Origin of the sequence: Geodermatophilus sp. CPCC 206100, from assembly GCF_048569675.1 — a bacterium.
Classification (GTDB): Bacteria; Actinomycetota; Actinomycetes; order Mycobacteriales; family Geodermatophilaceae; genus Geodermatophilus.
Map to the genome: position 1 here is coordinate 15,166 of NZ_JAQISV010000004.1, position 15,605 is coordinate 30,770.

A 15,605-nucleotide genomic window follows, 5' to 3' on the forward strand; every position below is an offset into this window, starting at 1 on the left:
TCCACCGCACCGCACCACCCCACGAGTGAGGAGCTGACCCATGACGACGGGCTACGTGTGGCACGAGCTGTTCGGCTGGCACGACACCGGCAGCGGACCGCTGTTCCCGGCGGATCCCGCGGCCGGGATCCAGCCCCTGGCGCATCTGGCCCACCCCGACACCAAGCGGCGCATGCACGAGCTGATCGCCGTCTCGGGCCTCCTCGACCACCTCACCCGCATCCCGACCCGCGTGGCCACGGAGGCCGAGATCCTGCGGGTGCACACCCCCGAGCACGTCGAGCGCATCCAGCGGGAGAGCGGGCTGCCGAAGGGCGGTGACGCCGGGGACGGCTTCTCCCCGTTCGGCAAGGGCGGGTACGACATCGCGGCGTTGGCCGCAGGGAGCGCCATCGCGATGGTCGAGGCCGTCGCCGGCCGGTCCGTGGACAACGGCTACGCGCTGGTGAACCCGCCCGGGCACCACGCCCTCCCGGGCACCGGCATGGGCTTCTGCATCTTCAACAACGTCGCCGTGGCCGTGCGGCACGCGCAGGCCGAGCTCGGCATCCGGCGGGTCGCCGTCGTGGACTGGGACGTCCACCACGGCAACGGGACGCAGGCGGCGTTCGCCGACGACCCCACGGTCCTGACCATCTCCCTGCACCAGGACAACTGCTTCCCACCCGATTCCGGCCCCGTCACCGACCGGGGCAGGGGCGCGGGCACCGGGTACGACCTGAACATCCCGATGCCGCCCGGCACCGGGGACGGCGGCTACCGCTACGCGGCGGAGGCGGTGATCGCCCCCGCACTCGAGGCGTTCCGCCCGGAGCTCATCGTGGTCGCGTCCGGGTTCGACGCCAACGGCATGGACCCGCTCGCCCGCCAGCTCATCTCCAGCCGCGCGTTCGTCCACCTGACCGAGACGGTCATGGCCGCCGCCGACTCCTCGGCCGGTGGCCGGCTGGTGCTCGTCCAGGAGGGCGGGTACAGCCCCGTCTACGTGCCGTTCTGCGGCCTGCTGACCATCGCCACGCTGGCCGGGGTGCCGGTGCTGGAGGACCCGATCCTGCCGATCATCGCCGGCCAGGCCGGTCACGAGCTGGAGCCGCACCAGAAGGACGCCGTCGACCGGGCCGCCGCCCTCGTCACGGACATCACCGCCGGCTGACCGCGCGACCGGGCCCCGCCCGCACCGTCGGGAGTGGTGCGGGCGGGGCCCGGTGACGGTCCGGTGTCAGGCGACCTCGGGGACCGCCCGCGACGCCTTCAGGTCCAGCGCGATGTCGACGATCATGTCCTCCTGCCCGCCGACCAGGCCCCGGCGGCCGACCTCGAGCAGGATGGTGCGGACGTCGATGCCGTAGGTCTTCGAGGCCGCCTCGGCGTGCCGGAGGAAGCTGGAGTAGACGCCCGCGTAGCCGAGGGTGAGCGTCTCCCGGTCGACCTGCACGGGGCGGTCCTGCAGCGGGCGGACCAGGTCGTCGGCGGCGTCCTGGAGCGCGAACAGGTCGCAGCGGTGAGCCCAGCCCTGCAGGTCCGCCACGGCGATGAACGGCTCGATCGGGCAGTTGCCGGCACCGGCGCCGTGCCCGGCCAGCGAGGCGTCCACGCGGGTGACGCCCTCCTCGACCGCGACCACGGAGTTGGCCACCGCCAGCGACAGGTTCTGGTGGGCGTGGATGCCCAGCTGGGTGCCCGGGTCGAGCACGTCGCGGTAGGCGCGGAACCGCTCCCGGACGCCGTCCATGGTCAGCCGGCCCCCGGAGTCGGTGACGTAGACGCAGTGCGCCCCGTAGGACTCCATCAGCTTGGCCTGCTGCGCCAGCTCGGCGGCCGGCGCCATGTGGCTGAGCATGAGGAAGCCCGACACGTCCATGCCCAGGTCGCGGGCGGTGGCGATGTGCTGGGCGGCGACGTCGGCCTCGGTGCAGTGGGTGGCCACGCGCACCGAGCGCACGCCGAGGGAGTAGGCGTGCTTGAGCTCGGCGATGGTGCCGATGCCCGGCAGCAGCAGCGTGGTCAGGACGGCGCGGGACAGGTTGTCCGCGGCGGCCTCGATCCACTCCCAGTCGGTGTTGCTGCCCGGGCCGTAGTTGAGGCTGCCGCCGGCCAGGCCGTCGCCGTGGGCCACCTCGATGGCGTCCACCCCGGCGGCGTCCAGCGCGGCGACGATCCGGCCGACGTCGGCCGGGGTGATGCGGTGCCGGACGGCGTGCATGCCGTCCCGCAGCGTGACGTCCTGGATGTAGAGGTCGGGTGCGGTCGTGCCGGTCATGCCGTCACCTGCGCAGGGGTCCGGGTGGCGAGGCTCTCGCCGACCCGCAGGGCCGCCGAGGTCATGATGTCCAGGTTGCCCGCGTAGGCCGGCAGGTAGTGCGCGGCGCCCTCGACCTCGAGGAACACCGTCACCTTCGTGGTCACCGGGGGCGCGCCCTCGGGCAGCAGCGTGTGCACCGGCTCTCCCTCGGGGATCGGGGTGAACTGCACCTCCTGCTTCAGGCGGTAGCCCGGCACGTACTCGGCGACCGACTTCGCCATCTCCGCCACCGAGGCGCGGATGGCGTCGTGGTCGGCGTCCCCGATCAGGCAGAAGACGGTGTCGCGCATGATCAGCGGCGGGTCCGCCGGGTTCAGGATGATCACCGCCTTGCCGCGCCCGGCACCGCCGACGGCCTCGATGGCCTGGGCGGTGGTCTCGGTGAACTCGTCGATGTTGGCCCGCGTGCCGGGCCCGGCCGACTTGGACGCGATCGAGGCGACGATCTCGGCGTAGGGCACCGGCGTGACCCGCGCGACCGCGGCCACCATCGGGATGGTCGCCTGCCCGCCGCAGGTCACCATGTTCACGTTGGTGGCGTCGGCGGCCAGGTGCTCGTCCAGGTTCACCGGCGGGACGACGTAGGGGCCGATCGCGGCCGGGGTCAGGTCGACCAGCTTCTTGCCGTACGGCGCCAGCTTCTGCGCGTTGGCGACGTGCGCCTTCGCCGAGGTGGCGTCGAAGACGATCTCGATGTCGGCGAAGCCGTCCATCGCGATGAGCCCGTCCACCCCGTCGGACGTGGTGGGCACCTTCATCCGCCGGGCGCGGGCCAGCCCGTCGGACTCCGCGTCGATGCCGACCATCGCGCCCATCTCCAGCACGTCGGAGTACCGGATCACCTTGATCATCAGGTCGGTGCCGATGTTGCCGGAGCCGATGATGGCAACCTTCGTCTTGCTCACCGCTCACCCTTCCTTCGAGAACGTCGCCGTGACGGAGCCCAGCCCGCTGATCTCAGCGGTCACCACCGAGCCGGGCGGGGTGGCGGCCATCGGACCGAGTGCGCCGGAGAGGACGACCTGGCCGGCCCGGAGGGGGTCGCCGAGCTCCCGCGCGGTGCGGGCCAGCCAAGCCAGAGCGGCGAGGGGGTCGCCGAGGCAGGCCGCGCCGGTCCCCTCCGAGACGAGCGCGCCGTCGAGGTGCATCCGCATGGTCGCCGCGACCGGCTCGAAGTCCTCGAGGGGCAGCCGGTTCTCACCCAGGACGAACAGGCCGCTGGAGGCGTTGTCCGCGACGGTGTCACCGAAGGTGATGTCCCATCCGGCGATCCGGCTGTCCACGATCTCCAGTGCCGCGGTGGCGTACGCGACCGCGCCGCGGACCTGCTCGTCGTCCAGCGGGCCGTCGCCGAGGTCCGTGGCCAGGACGAAGGCGATCTCGGCCTCGGTCTTGGGCTGCAGCAGCCGGTCCGAGGGGACCTCCGCGAGACCCGAGACGTCCATGTCCTCGAACAGGACCCCGAAGTCGGGACGGTCCACGCCGAGCTGCTTCTGCACCGCGGGCGAGGTCAGGCCGATCTTGCGGCCGACGATCCGCGCGCCCTCGGCCAGCCGTGCCTCCGTGAGGCGCCGCTGCACCGCGTACGCCTGCTCGACGTCGTCGGAGCCGATGAGGTCGCGCACGGGCGCGCAGGGGACGCGGGTCCGGGCGGCGGCGGTCAGCCGTTCGGCCGCCTCGGCCGCGGCCGTCTTCTCGTCGAGTGGCAGGTCCTGCGACCCGGTCGTTGATGTCATCACTGTCCTCACGCTGCGGTTGACACGACCTTGCCCCCCACGCGGCCTCCCGGCCGAGCGGTTCGTTCCGGTGACTGAGACGACGGTCGCGTGTCACGCACGAGACGGGGTGGTTTCCCCGCAATGAGCCGACGCCGGCCGGCGCAGGCTCAGGAGGCCGCCTCGAGGATCGCGTGGGTGCCGAACGCCCGCCCGTGGTAGGTGAGCGGCTCACCGGCGGTGGTCTCCGCCACGACGACGTCCCCGAGGACCACGACGTGGTCCCCGCCCTCCACGAGCCGGGCCACGTCGCACGCCACCCAGCCGGGGGCCCCGGGCAGCCGGGGCAGGCCGGAGTCGACCTGCCAGGAGACGCCGTCGAACTTCGCCGTCCCGCCCGTCCTCGCGAAGGCGAGGGCGAGCGAGGACTGCGTGGCGCCGAGCACGTTGACCCCGAAGCTGCCCGACTCCCGGATGACGGCGAGCAGGCCCGACCGCCGGTCCAGGGACACCAGGACCATCGGCGGGTCCATCGACAGGGAGGCGAAGGCGCTCACGGTGGCCCCGTGCGGCAGGCCGCCGGTCATCGAGGTCACGACGGACACCGGCGCGGCCACGCTCGCCATCGCCTCCCGGAACGCGCCCTGCAGGCGTGCGCGGGCGCTCATCGGAAGGCGGGGACGGTCGCCGGCTGGCCCATGAGGACGGCGCCCGCGGCGTCGTACATGGCCGGGCTGAGGAAGGCGTGTTCCTGCGGCACCAGCGCGTCGTCGAGCAGGGCCGGGAGCGGGTGGCTCCGGTAGATCGCGGCGGTGCCCGAGAGGGAGACCACCTGGTGCACCACCTCGGAGGAGGTGCGGGCCAGGTGCGCGGCGGACAGGCGCAGGTGGGCGTTCAGCTCGTCGCTGACCACCCCGCCGGCCACCAGCGCGTCCCAGGCTTCCTCGGCCACCTCGTAGAAGTAGGCGCGCGCCGAGCGCAGCGTCGCCTCGGCCGTGGCGATGCCGGCCCGGTAGTAGGGGCGGTCGGCGAGCTTCGGGGCGCCGGTGATGCTGCCCCGGCCGCTGCCGACCCCCTCGGCGAAGTCCAGCGCGGCGCGCGCGACACCGGCGGAGACCACCGACAGGGACTGCGCGGCGTAGGTGATCGCGGGATAGCGGTAGAGCGGCTCGTCGACCACGGGGGCCCCGCCGCGGATGAACGTCCACTCGCGGTCGACCTCGACGTCCTCGGCGACCAGGTCGAAGGACCCGGTCCCCTGCATGCCCACCACGTCCCACTCCTGCACGATCCGCAGCCGATCCGGGGAGACCAGCGCGCCGCGCGGCTTGCCGGACGTGGAGTCGTCGCCGGGGATGCCGACGCAGATCGTGTCGGCGGCCATGCAGCCGCTGGCGAACTTCCACCGGCCGTTGACCAGGAAGCCGCGGTCGGTCGGGGCGGCCTGGCCGAGCGGGAACAGCGCGCCGGCGAACACGACGTCCGGCCCGTTCGCGTAGAGCTGCGCCTGGCTCTCCAGCGGGAGCGAGCCGAGGTAGATCAGCTGGGAGCCGAAGCTGGCCACCCAGCCGGTCGAGCCGTCGACCACCGAGATCCGCTCGACGGCCCGCAGGAAGTCGGCGGGCGGCATGGTCTGGCCGCCGAAGCGCTCCGGCGTGGCCGAGCGGTAGAGGCCGAGCTGCTTGAGCCGGTCCACGAAGTCCCGGGAGACGTAGCGCTGCTCCTGGAACTCCTGGCGGCGCCCGGCCAGCTCGGCGAGCACCTCGTCGAACGGGTCCGTGCTCGCCTCGACGGCGACGTCCGGCTCGTCCTGGGTCAGCGTCATCTCGGCTCCTCGCGTCGTGGTCCACGGGTCAGCGGTGGCTGTGCCGTTCGCCGTCGAACCCGCTGGTGGATGTGCTACGAACAGTGTTCGCGGTCACAGGGGTCCGCTACAAACAGTTGTTCTGGGCACAGCGCATCGCCTTGTGCGATCGGGAGGTCGACCGGTGCACCCGCGTCCGCGCTTCACCCTCGCCCAGTTGCAGTACTTCGTCGCCGCGGCGGAGGCGGGCAACATCTCCGCCGCCGCGGCCCGCCTGCACACCTCGCAGTCCGGGATGTCCACGGCCATCCAGCGGCTGGAACGCGACCTCGGGTGCGACCTGTTCATCCGCCACTCCGCGCGCGGCATCACGCTCACCGCCAGCGGCCACCAGCTCATCGAGCGGGCCCGGGAGCTGCTGCGCCTGGCCGCCGAGCTGCAGCAGGCCGGCGAGGACCTCCAGACCGGGCTGACCGGCGGGCTGCACGCCGGCTTCTTCACCACCCTGGCGCCCTTCTACGTCCCGCAGGTCGTCCCGCGCCTGCGCGCCGCCCACCCGGCGATGACCGTCGACGTCCTGGAGGCCGACGGGCGGACGCTGCAGGCGGCACTGCGGGCCGGCTCCTGCGACGTCGCCCTGACCTACGGGCTGGACATCGGGGAGGACATGGCCTTCGAGCCCGTGGCCCGGATCCGGCCCTACGCGCTGCTGTCCGCCCAGCACCCGATGGCCGGACGGCGGTCGGCCTCGCTGCGGGAGCTCGCGACCGCGCCGATGGTCATGCTCGACCTGCCCGAGACGAGCCGCTTCATGCTCGGCATGCTGCAGCGGGCCGGGGTGACGCCGCCGGAGATCGTCCGCACCACCAGCTTCGAGACCATGCGGGGCCTGGTGGCGGCGGGGACGGGCTTCGCGATCCTCAACCAGCGCCCGCGGTCCCCGGCGGCGCAGGAGGGCGAGGTCGAGGCGGTCATGATCACCGACGCCGAGGAGCTCGCGATCGGGCTGGTCCGGCTGGACGGCGTGCGGCCGAACCGGCGCATGGAGGTCTTCGCCCAGGAGTGCCGCACCGCCGCCGCGGCCCTCACGGCGCCCCGGCCGGGGAGCTCGGAGCCCGACGACCCCGCCGCACCCTGACCGGGGCGGGCCGCCCGGACCGGTCCGGGCGGCGGGAGCTCAGCCCACCCGCTCCGCGTGGCGGCTCTGCAGCCGCCGGCCGGTCCGGTCCGGGCGGAAGAAGAACGCGGACAGCACGCCGCAGACCAGCAGGATCGCCCCGGCCAGGAGGAACGCGTGGTCCACCCCGGTGGCCATGTTCGCGGCCATCTCCGCCGTCTCCGGCTGGCCCTTGGGCGCCGCCCGGTAGCCGGCCCGGTCCATGAAGACGCCCACCGCGGTCGGCGAGATGATCGCGCCGATGGAGGCGAGGCCGCCGAGGGCCGACATCACCAGCGGCCGCTGCCTGGGCGTCACCGCGTAGGCCATGGCGCTCGGCGCCATCGGGTAGATGACGCTGCAGCCGGCGCCCACGGTGAGGAGGGCGACGGTCACCAGGCCGCCGGTCATGGGGGCCAGCAGGAAGCACGCGCCCGCGATGACCAGCGCCACCGAGAACGGCAGGACGATCGAGGCCCGGACCGTCGACCCGCCGCGCATCCGCTGCCGGCCCAGGAACCCCAGCCCGAGCAGCAGCGCGGCGCCGAACACCCACGGGAAGGTGGTGGCCCAGCCCACCTCGCCCGGGGTCAGCCCGATGACGCTGCCCAGGTACTTCGGGAACCAGGTGGTGAGGAACCCCTGCGTCCAGAAGTTGCTCGCCCCGGCGAGGACGGCGACCACGAACGAGCCGCTGAGCAGGATGGCCCGCACCGGCACCGGGTGCTGGCTGTCGAAGCCGTGCCGCTCCTCGACCGCGCGCCCGGCCGGCGGCGCCACCTCGATCCCGGCCCCCTCGACCGCCTCGCCCCCCGGCTCCGCGGCGTCGCCGGCGCGGCCCCGGTCCTGCTCCGCGGGCCGGCGACGGGCGAACGGCCCGTCCGAACCGATGAGCAGCCACGCCACGGTCCAGATCAGCCCGACGATGCCCAGCACGCCGAACGCCCAGCGCCAGCCCCAGGTGACGATGACCCACATGAGCAGCGGGGCGGCGATGACCGGCCCGAGCGTGGAACCGGCGGCGATGAGGTTGCTGGGCAGCGCCCGGTCCTCGGACCGGAACCAGCCGTGCGCCGACGACAGGGACATGGCCGTGGCCGGGCCCTCCGCGCCGCCCAGCACGATCCGGGTCACCAGCAGCACCGCGGCACCGCCCCCGGCGAGCATCGGGAACTGCATCACGGCCCAGGTCAGGCCCATGACCAGCAGGATCCACCTGACGCTGACCCGGCTCGCGAGGATGCCGGTGGCGAAGGAGACGATCGCGTAGAGGAAGAAGAAGGCACTGCCGATGAAGCCGAACTGCACCGGCGTGATGCCGAGCTCGCGCATCGCGTCGTCGGCGACCAGCCCGAGGACGGCCTTGTCGGCGAAGGCGATGATCTGGAACAGCACCAGCATGCCGGTGATGACCCAGGCCGTGCGGTTCATCCGGCGGGACGCGATCGCGTCCCCGAGCCGGTCGGGCCGCACGAGCGGCTTCGTGGTGGACATGCGGGATCCCCTCGTTCGCGCAGGTGACAGGTGGGCCGGCAGGGCCGGCCGGCGGGCCGGTGCGTGGCGCTCGCTGCCCGCGTCCGCGTGGCGGATGTCGTGCGGAGAGTGTTCGTGCTCACAGCGGCCGGGATCAAATACCTGTTCCGGGTGCAGAGCATCGCCTAGTGCGATCCACCGGCCGGGAACCCGTGACGCGTGGGAGCGGCGACTGGTGGGAGCCCTGTGTCGTGAGCCACACTGGCCGCCGCCCTCGGGGGCACCGTCCGCGTCGCCGCTGCTCCCAGGGAGCGGGGAACGGGGACGCGGCACCCGAGCGCGTCGAGTCCGGTCCCGAATCCGAGGAGAGCACGTGGCAGGAAGTCGTTTCGTCCGACGGGGGTTCCCGGTCGCCCTGGCCGCCGCCCTGCTGGTGGCCTGCGGCGGGGGTGACGACGAGCCCGCCGCCGAGGGCGGGGGCACGGAGCTGAGCCCCGACAACCCGGTGTCGATCCTGGTCGGCAACCTGCCCATCCCGGACAACGCGCCGCTGTTCCTGGCCATCCAGGAGGGCTACTTCGAGGAGGAGGGGCTGGAGGTCCAGACCCAGGCGGTCGCCGGCGGGTCGGCCGCCCTCCCGGCGATGGTCGCCGGCGACCTGCAGTTCAGCAGCTCCAACTGGACCACGGTGCTCCAGGCGGCCGGCCAGGGCCTGCCCGTGCAGATGGTCTGGGAGATGACCGGCCCCAAGGAGGGCGTCAACGGGATCATGGTCAAGGGGGACTCCCCGGCCCAGACCCCGGCCGACCTCCGGGGCCAGCGGGTCGCGGTCAACACCCTGGCCGGCCTGGTGGAGCTGCAGGTCCGGGAGTGCATGGCCGCCAACGGCCTGCAGGACGGCGACTACGAGCTCGTCGAGATCCCCTTCCCCGACATGCCGGCGGCCGTCCAGCAGGGCAACGTGGCCGCCGCGTTCATCGGCGAGCCGTTCGTCACCATCGCCGAGGACCAGGGCGCGCGGTCGATCGCCGGGCCTGCTGACTGCAGCGAGCGGCTCGCCGAGATGCCGGTCATCGGCTTCATGACCACCGCGCAGTACTCCGAGGAGAACCCCGAGGTGGTGGCGGCGTTCGCCCGGGCGCTGGAGCGCGGTGCCGAGCTGGCCGCCTCCGACCCCCAGCAGGTGCTCGACATCCTGCCGACCTACACCCAGCTCACCCCGGAACTGGCCGCGCGCATGGAGCTCCCGGCCTGGCTGGAGGACCGCGCCCCGAGCACCGAGCGTGCCGAGGTCACGATGGAGGCGATGCTCGACTTCGGGTTCATCGACGAGCCCATCGAGGACCTCGACGCCCTCGTCGCACCGGTGGACTGAGCCCGTCGGGCTGCTCGCCGCTCCCCCGAGGGCGAGCAGCCCGTCCCCCGGCCGGCCGCGCGGATCGCCGGTGCCGTTCCCCGTCCTGCGGCGGAGCCGGCCGGTCGTGGGGTAGACAGGAGGTGAGCGGCAGCGGAGACCACGCGGCCGCACTGCGGCGGGCCGGCACCACGGGGGGACGAGGGCGTTGGACGCGAGCCACCCGGTCGACCCGGACGGCGGCCCCGACCCGGCCACCGGCCGCGCGACACCGGGGTTCCGGCACGAGGCCCTCGTCTACGACGACGTCGAGCAGCTCACCTCGATCGCCGCGCCGTGGCTGCTCGAGGGTCTGTCCGCCGGGGACGCCGCGCTCATCGCCGTCGGACCGGCGGCCACCGGCCCCCTGCGCGCCGCCGTCGGGGCCGATCCGCGGGTGATGGTCGTCGAGCGGCACGCCCTCTACCGGGCCCGCACCCCCACGGCCATCACCGCCTTCCGCCGCTTCGCCGCCGAGCACGCCGCGCCGGGTCACCGGGTCCGCGTGGTGGGCGAGACCGACTTCGGGACCTCGGCGGCCGACTGGCGGGAGTGGCAGGCCTACGAGGCGGTGGTCAACGTCGCCTTCGCCCCCCATCCGCTGTGGGGCCTGTGCGTGTTCGACGCCGCCCTGCCCGAGCCGGTCCTGGCCTCGGTCCGCCGGACCCACCCCCGCCTGGCCACGGCCACCGGGCGGGCACCCAACGCGGAGTTCGTCGACCCGGCGAGCTACCTGCGGGCGCTGCCGGTGCCCGAGGAGCCGCTGGAGGCCACCCGGCCCGCCCTCGCCGACGACGCCATCACCGACTACACCGGCCTGCGGCACGCCGTCCGCGACCTGCTGGGCACCGTCGACGGGCCGCCGGACGTGCTCGAGGACTTCCTCATGGCCGTCGACGAGATGACCTCCAACGCCGTCCGGCACGGCACTCCGCCCGCGGGCCTGCGGTTGTGGACCGCTCCGGGCCGGCTCGTGGCGACCGTCCGCGACTCCGGCTCGGGGCTCGACGACCCCTTCGCCGGGTACGGGCCCGCCCACGGCGAGGACCTCTCCCACGGCGGCATGGGCCTGTGGCTGGCCCGGCAGCTGTGCGACCACGTGGCCATCCGCCGCGACGGGCGTGGGGTCAGCGTGCGGCTGTCCACCAGCTGGGGCTGAGCGCCCGGACCGGGGGCCTCAGTCCGCCGGCACGTTCGGCGGCACCCGGTTGGGTCCGGCCTGCGGCGGCCGCGGTCGGTCCTGGGGGTGCAGCTGGACGGCGATGAGGGCGACGTCGTCGCCGGGGTTGGTCGGCAGCATCCGGGCCAGCACCTCGTCGCACAGGTCGTCGAGGCCGCTCCCGGCCAGCTCCCGGAGGACCGTCTGCAGCCGGTCCAGGCCGTGGTCGATGTCCTCGTGCCGGTTCTCGACCAGCCCGTCGGTGTAGAGCAGCACCACGCTCCCCCACGGCATCGTCACCTCGGACTCCCGGCGCGGCGCGTCGGGACGGACGCCGAGCAGCAGGTCGGGGCGGCCGCCGTCGAGGACCCGCACCTGCCCCTCCGGGGTGATCACCATCGGCGGCGGGTGACCGGCGTTCGACCAGCGCAGCCGGGTCAGGCCCGCCGCCCGCTCCTGCTCGGTCTGCTCCAGGCGGGCGACCACCGCCGTCGCGAGGATCTCCGACTGCAGCGTCTGCATGACCTGCCCGACCTCGGTGAGGACCGCGGCCGGCCCGTCGTGGTCACGGGCGGCCAGCGTCCGCACGATCGTCCGCGCCTGGCCCATCGTCGCGGCGGCCTGGGCGTCGTGGCCGACGACGTCCCCGATGACCAGCACGGTGGCGCCCGTGGGCTGCAGGAAGGCGTCGTACCAGTCCCCGCCGACCTCGGCGGCCTCCCCGGCGGGGACGTACCGGACGACGATCTGCACGTGGTCCGGCTCCGGCGGCGGGGTCAGCAGCGACCGCTGGAAGCCCTCGGCCAGGTCGCGCTGCTGCCGGTACAGCCGGGCGTTGTCCAGCACCACGCCGGCCCGGGCGGCGACGTGGCGGGCCGTCACCAGGTCCGCCGGGGTGAACTCCCCCCGGCCCGGGCCCGAGCACAGTGTCAGCATCCCGACCGGGCCGGTGCGGCCGGGCAGCGGGAGCACGGCGATCGACTCCGGGGCCAGCTCCAGCAGCAGGTCGCGCACCGGGCCCGGCTGGACCATCTCCCGCGCCTGTGCGGTGGCCTCCCGGGAGAGCAGCTGCAGCTGCCCGGTCCGCATGGCCCGGACGACGAGCGAGTCGTCGCGCAGCGCGCCCAGCCGCACCTGGGCGTAGGCGTCCACCGCCGTCCGCAGCCGCGGGTCGTGGTGCCAGGACGTGACCTGGCGCAGGGCGCGGCGGTCGCCGCTGGCCTCCTCGTCGTGGATCAGGGTGACGATGCACCAGTCGGCGATGCCGGGCACGACCAGCCGGGTCAGCCGGCGGGCGGCCTCCTCGGCGTCCAGCGTCGCCGACAGCTCCTCGGTGATGCGCGACAGCAGCCGCTCGCGCTCGGCGGCCCGCTCCGACAGCTCCTGGTCCCGCCGGCGGGTGGTGATGTCGAGGAAGTACAGCGCCACCCCGTCGGGGCTCGGCACGGCCCGGACCTCGATCCAGACGTCGAGCGGCTCGGGGTAGAAGGCCTCGAACACCACCGGCTGCCCGGTCTCGGCCGCACGCCGGTAGTTGACCTCGAACGCGGAGCCGACGGCGGCCGGGAACGCCTCCCACAGCGTCCGCCCGAGCAGCTGCGCGCGGAGCATGCCGGTGACCCGCTCGGCCTGGGCGTTGACGTGGGTCATCACCCAGTCGGAGTCCATCGCGATGAAGCCGACCGCCATCGACTCGACCAGCTGCGCCAGCCGGTCCTGCGCCTGCCGGCGGACCGAGATGTCCCACGCCGCACCCAGCAGCCGCACCGCCGTGCCCGACTCGTCGGCCAGCGCCCGCCCGCGGGCGGCGAGCCACCGCTGCCCCCCGTCGGGGAGGACCACCCGGTACTCCGCGGAGAACTCGCCCACCGTCTCGATCGCCCGGTTCAGGAGGGCGCCGACCCGGTCGAGGTCGTCGGGGTGCAGCCGGGCGTTGAACGCCTCGATGCTGCGGTCGAACGTGGTGGCGTCGTAGCCGAACAGCTCGATCAGCCGGGCGTCCCAGCTCAGCGTCCCGATGCGCAGGTCCCAGTCGAACGTGCCGATCCCGGCGGCGTCGATGGCCAGGGTCAGCAGCTCCCAGGCGGTGGCGGCCGAGCTGCCGACGAGGTCCGGCAGCCCGCCCGACGCCCCGTTGCCGTGGTCGTCCATGTCCCCCGTCTCCTGCCGGCGCACCCCCCGGCGGAGCCGGCGGCGTCCATTGTGGACGATCGGGGCGCCCGCCGAGGCCGCCGCCCCGGGACTCCCCCGACGGGGGCGGCCCGACCCGGCACCGGTCGGCCGAGACCGACCGTGCATGATCACCGGGTTCCGGGGACCGGTCGGCGCGCACGCGCCGGGCGACCGGCCCGGGCCCAGGACGAGACGAGGGAGGACCGGCGGTGGATGGGGCCGCCCTGCCCGACGTCGTCGTCGGGCTCGTGGCCGCTCCCGGCGCCGCATCCGACCTGGCCCGCTGGCTGACCGGCGAGCTGGGCCGTCGGCTGGCCGCGGACCACCCCGAGGTCGCCTGGGACGTCCGGTGCGTCGAGGACGGCCTGGTGCAGCCACCGGCCGACGACGCCGAGATCGTCGCCGCCGTCCGCAGCCGGCTGCTCGACGAGGACTGGGACCTCGCCCTCTGCCTGACCGACCTGCCGCTGGCGGCGAACCGCCGCCCGGTCGTCGCCCACGCCAGCCCGGTGCACGGGGTGGCGGTGCTGTCCCTGCCGGCCCTGGGCGCGGTCGCCCTGCACCGGCGGGCGCTGCACACCGCGCTCGGTCTCGTCCGGGCGCTGCTCGGCACCGGCGACGTCCCCGACCGCGAGCAGCTCGGGCGGCGGCTGCGCGAGCTGGCCACCGACCCCGCGGAGTCGGCCGAGGGCGTGCGCTTCACCGCCCGGGTGCTGTCGGGCAACCTGCGGCTGCTGCTGGGCATGGTCCGCGCGAACCGGCCCTGGCGGCTGGCGGTCGGCCTGTCCCGTGCCCTGACGGGGGCCATCGCGGCGGGGGTCTTCGCGCTGGTCACCGCCGACATCTGGCGGCTGGCCGACGCCTTCGGCCGGCCGCGGCTGACCGCGGTCGCCGTCGGCTCCGTGCTGGCCATCGCGGTGACCCTGGTCGTCGGCGCGGACCTGTGGGAGCGGGCGAGGAACCGGCGCGTGCGCAAGCAGGTGGTGCTGTTCAACGTCGCGACCGCGACGACGGTGGTGATCGGCGTCCTGGCGCTCTACGCGGCGCTGTTCGTGCTGGCCCTCGCCGGCGCGCTGCTCCTGGTGCCGCCCTCGCTGTTCGAGGACGGGCTGGCGCACGCCGTGCACCTGTCGGACTACGTCGAGGTGGCCTGGCTGACCAGCTCGCTGGCCACCGTCGGCGGCGCGCTGGGCGCCGGGCTGGAGACCGACGAGGCCGTCCGCGACGCCGCCTACACCTACCAGCCCGACCGGACGGCGGGCTGAGCGGGCCGCCGCCGGGGTGCCCGGTGCGTTCCCCGCGCCGGGTCCGGGAGTCCGCCGCGCCCGGGTGCCGGGCGCGGCGGACAGCGGGCTCAGCCGCAGAGCAGGTCGTCGGCGCTGGGGGCGGCGTCGACCACGCCGTACTGCTCGAGGAAGCCCATCTGCTCGTCGACGGCGTCCTCGTCGATCTCGGAGGTGAAGATGGGCAACCGGATCCGCTGCGCCAGCTCGGCCGGGATCTGGGTGTAAGTGGGGATGATCTCCCGCACCGCGTCCGGGTTGTCCCGGGCGTAGTCGGTCGACCGGTTCATCGCCGTGGTGAACGCCTCGACCAGCTCCGGCTCGCCCTCGAAGGTCTGCTGGCTGGTCATGTAGTTGCCCAGCGGGTACTCCGGGGCGATGTAGGCGCCCGGTGCGACGACGATCTTGCCGCCCTGGTCCAGGATCGTGGTGACGAACGGCTCGGAGGCGTACGCCGCGTCGATGGTGCCGCTGGCGATCGCCGCCGGCATGTCGGGGAAGGGCATCTCGACCATCTGCAGCGAGGCCGGGTCGATCCCGGCCTTCTCGGCCACCACGCGAGTCTGCAGCTCCGCGACCCCGCCCAGGGCGTTGACGCCGATCCGCTTGCCGGCCAGGTCCTCGGGCCCGTCCATGGGGCTGTTGGCGCCGGTGAGGATCAGCTGCCAGTCGTCCTCCGGGGTGGTGCCGGTGGCGTCGTTGGCGGTGACCACGCAGACCGGCAGGCCGCGGGCGATCGGCACGCCGGCGGAGATCCAGCCGACGAAGCCGAAGTCGAACTCGTCGGCGACCAGGCCGGTGATGATCTGGCTGCCGCCGGCCTGGACGGTGGGCTCGAGGGTGAGCCCCTCCTCCTCGAAGAAGCCCTGCTCCATCCCCAGGTACATGGCGGCGGCGTTGGCGATCGGCAGCGTGCCGATCCGCACGGTGGTCAGCTCGGCGGTCTCGCCGCCGGTACCACCCGCCTCGCTGCCCCCGCTGGTCCCCCCGTCGTCGCCGCCGCAGGCGGTGGCGGTCAGCGCCACGACGGCGAGGCCGCCGAGCAGGGTGCGGGTGCGGTGTGGCCGGTGGTTCACGGGCTCTCCTTGGACGTGGGACACGCGGGGCTGATGAGTTGTACCGGACGAACGGGGACCGGGGGGCTCAGG

At 74.2% G+C, this 15,605-nt stretch carries 13 protein-coding genes; 5 read left to right on the forward strand and 8 right to left on the reverse strand.

All coding sequences use genetic code 11. The annotated features are described in order from the left end of the window. Positions 1 to 40: 40 nt before the first annotated feature. Positions 41 to 1,153, forward strand: a complete 1,113-nt coding sequence (locus tag PGN05_RS01940; protein WP_419750688.1) for a class II histone deacetylase — start codon at positions 41 to 43, stop codon at positions 1,151 to 1,153. 66 nt (positions 1,154 to 1,219) lie between these two features. On the opposite strand, the gene dmpG is transcribed toward PGN05_RS01940, so the two are convergent. The 5 genes from dmpG to PGN05_RS01965 all read right to left on the reverse strand — a co-directional run bounded on the left by dmpG (position 1,220) and on the right by PGN05_RS01965 (position 5,842). Then, the gene (gene dmpG, locus PGN05_RS01945; RefSeq protein WP_419750690.1) at positions 1,220 to 2,260 is read right to left on the reverse strand and encodes a 4-hydroxy-2-oxovalerate aldolase; all 1,041 of its coding nucleotides are present in this window, start codon (positions 2,258 to 2,260) and stop codon (positions 1,220 to 1,222) included. Continuing rightward, positions 2,257 to 3,207 carry an acetaldehyde dehydrogenase (acetylating) gene (locus PGN05_RS01950; protein WP_419750692.1) on the reverse strand — a complete coding sequence of 317 codons (951 nt, stop codon included), beginning with the start codon at positions 3,205 to 3,207 and terminating at the stop codon, positions 2,257 to 2,259. Before PGN05_RS01950 ends, dmpG begins: the two co-directional genes overlap by 4 nt. 3 nt (positions 3,208 to 3,210) lie before the next feature. Next, positions 3,211 to 4,038: a 2-keto-4-pentenoate hydratase gene (locus PGN05_RS01955; protein WP_419750694.1), complete on the reverse strand. Its 828-nt coding sequence runs from the start codon at positions 4,036 to 4,038 to the stop codon at positions 3,211 to 3,213. A gap of 149 nt (positions 4,039 to 4,187) precedes the next feature. Continuing rightward, complete coding sequence (locus PGN05_RS01960; RefSeq protein WP_419750696.1) at positions 4,188 to 4,685, reverse strand: flavin reductase family protein; 498 nt, start codon at positions 4,683 to 4,685, stop codon at positions 4,188 to 4,190. Continuing rightward, entirely contained in the window at positions 4,682 to 5,842 is a 1,161-nt protein-coding gene (locus tag PGN05_RS01965; protein ID WP_419750698.1) for an acyl-CoA dehydrogenase family protein, read from the reverse strand. Before PGN05_RS01965 ends, PGN05_RS01960 begins: the two co-directional genes overlap by 4 nt. 163 nt (positions 5,843 to 6,005) lie before the next feature. Here PGN05_RS01965 and PGN05_RS01970 point away from each other — a divergent pair, with 163 nt between their 5' ends. After that, entirely contained in the window at positions 6,006 to 6,959 is a 954-nt protein-coding gene (locus PGN05_RS01970; protein WP_419750700.1) for a LysR substrate-binding domain-containing protein, read from the forward strand. A gap of 39 nt (positions 6,960 to 6,998) precedes the next feature. Here the strand turns inward: PGN05_RS01970 and PGN05_RS01975 are convergent, their stop codons facing one another. Beyond that, positions 6,999 to 8,471: an MFS transporter gene (locus PGN05_RS01975; protein WP_419750702.1), complete on the reverse strand. Its 1,473-nt coding sequence runs from the start codon at positions 8,469 to 8,471 to the stop codon at positions 6,999 to 7,001. A gap of 352 nt (positions 8,472 to 8,823) precedes the next feature. Between PGN05_RS01975 and PGN05_RS01980 the strand changes: the two genes are divergently transcribed. Both PGN05_RS01980 and PGN05_RS01985 read left to right on the forward strand, forming a co-directional pair. After that, positions 8,824 to 9,825, forward strand: a complete 1,002-nt coding sequence (locus PGN05_RS01980; RefSeq protein ID WP_419750704.1) for an ABC transporter substrate-binding protein — start codon at positions 8,824 to 8,826, stop codon at positions 9,823 to 9,825. 187 nt (positions 9,826 to 10,012) lie between these two features. After that, entirely contained in the window at positions 10,013 to 11,002 is a 990-nt protein-coding gene (locus PGN05_RS01985; RefSeq protein ID WP_419750706.1) for an anti-sigma factor RsbA family regulatory protein, read from the forward strand. Between the two features lie 18 nt (positions 11,003 to 11,020). Here the strand turns inward: PGN05_RS01985 and PGN05_RS01990 are convergent, their stop codons facing one another. After that, complete coding sequence (locus tag PGN05_RS01990; RefSeq protein ID WP_419750708.1) at positions 11,021 to 13,153, reverse strand: SpoIIE family protein phosphatase; 2,133 nt, start codon at positions 13,151 to 13,153, stop codon at positions 11,021 to 11,023. Positions 13,154 to 13,383: 230 nt separating this feature from the next. Between PGN05_RS01990 and PGN05_RS01995 the strand changes: the two genes are divergently transcribed. Next, complete coding sequence (locus PGN05_RS01995) at positions 13,384 to 14,439, forward strand: hypothetical protein (RefSeq protein ID WP_419750710.1); 1,056 nt, start codon at positions 13,384 to 13,386, stop codon at positions 14,437 to 14,439. Positions 14,440 to 14,528: 89 nt separating this feature from the next. On the opposite strand, the gene PGN05_RS02000 is transcribed toward PGN05_RS01995, so the two are convergent. Further along, positions 14,529 to 15,533 (reverse strand): ABC transporter substrate-binding protein, encoded by a 1,005-nt coding sequence (locus PGN05_RS02000; protein WP_419750712.1) that lies wholly within the window; start codon positions 15,531 to 15,533, stop codon positions 14,529 to 14,531. Between the last annotated feature and the right edge of the window lie 72 nt (positions 15,534 to 15,605).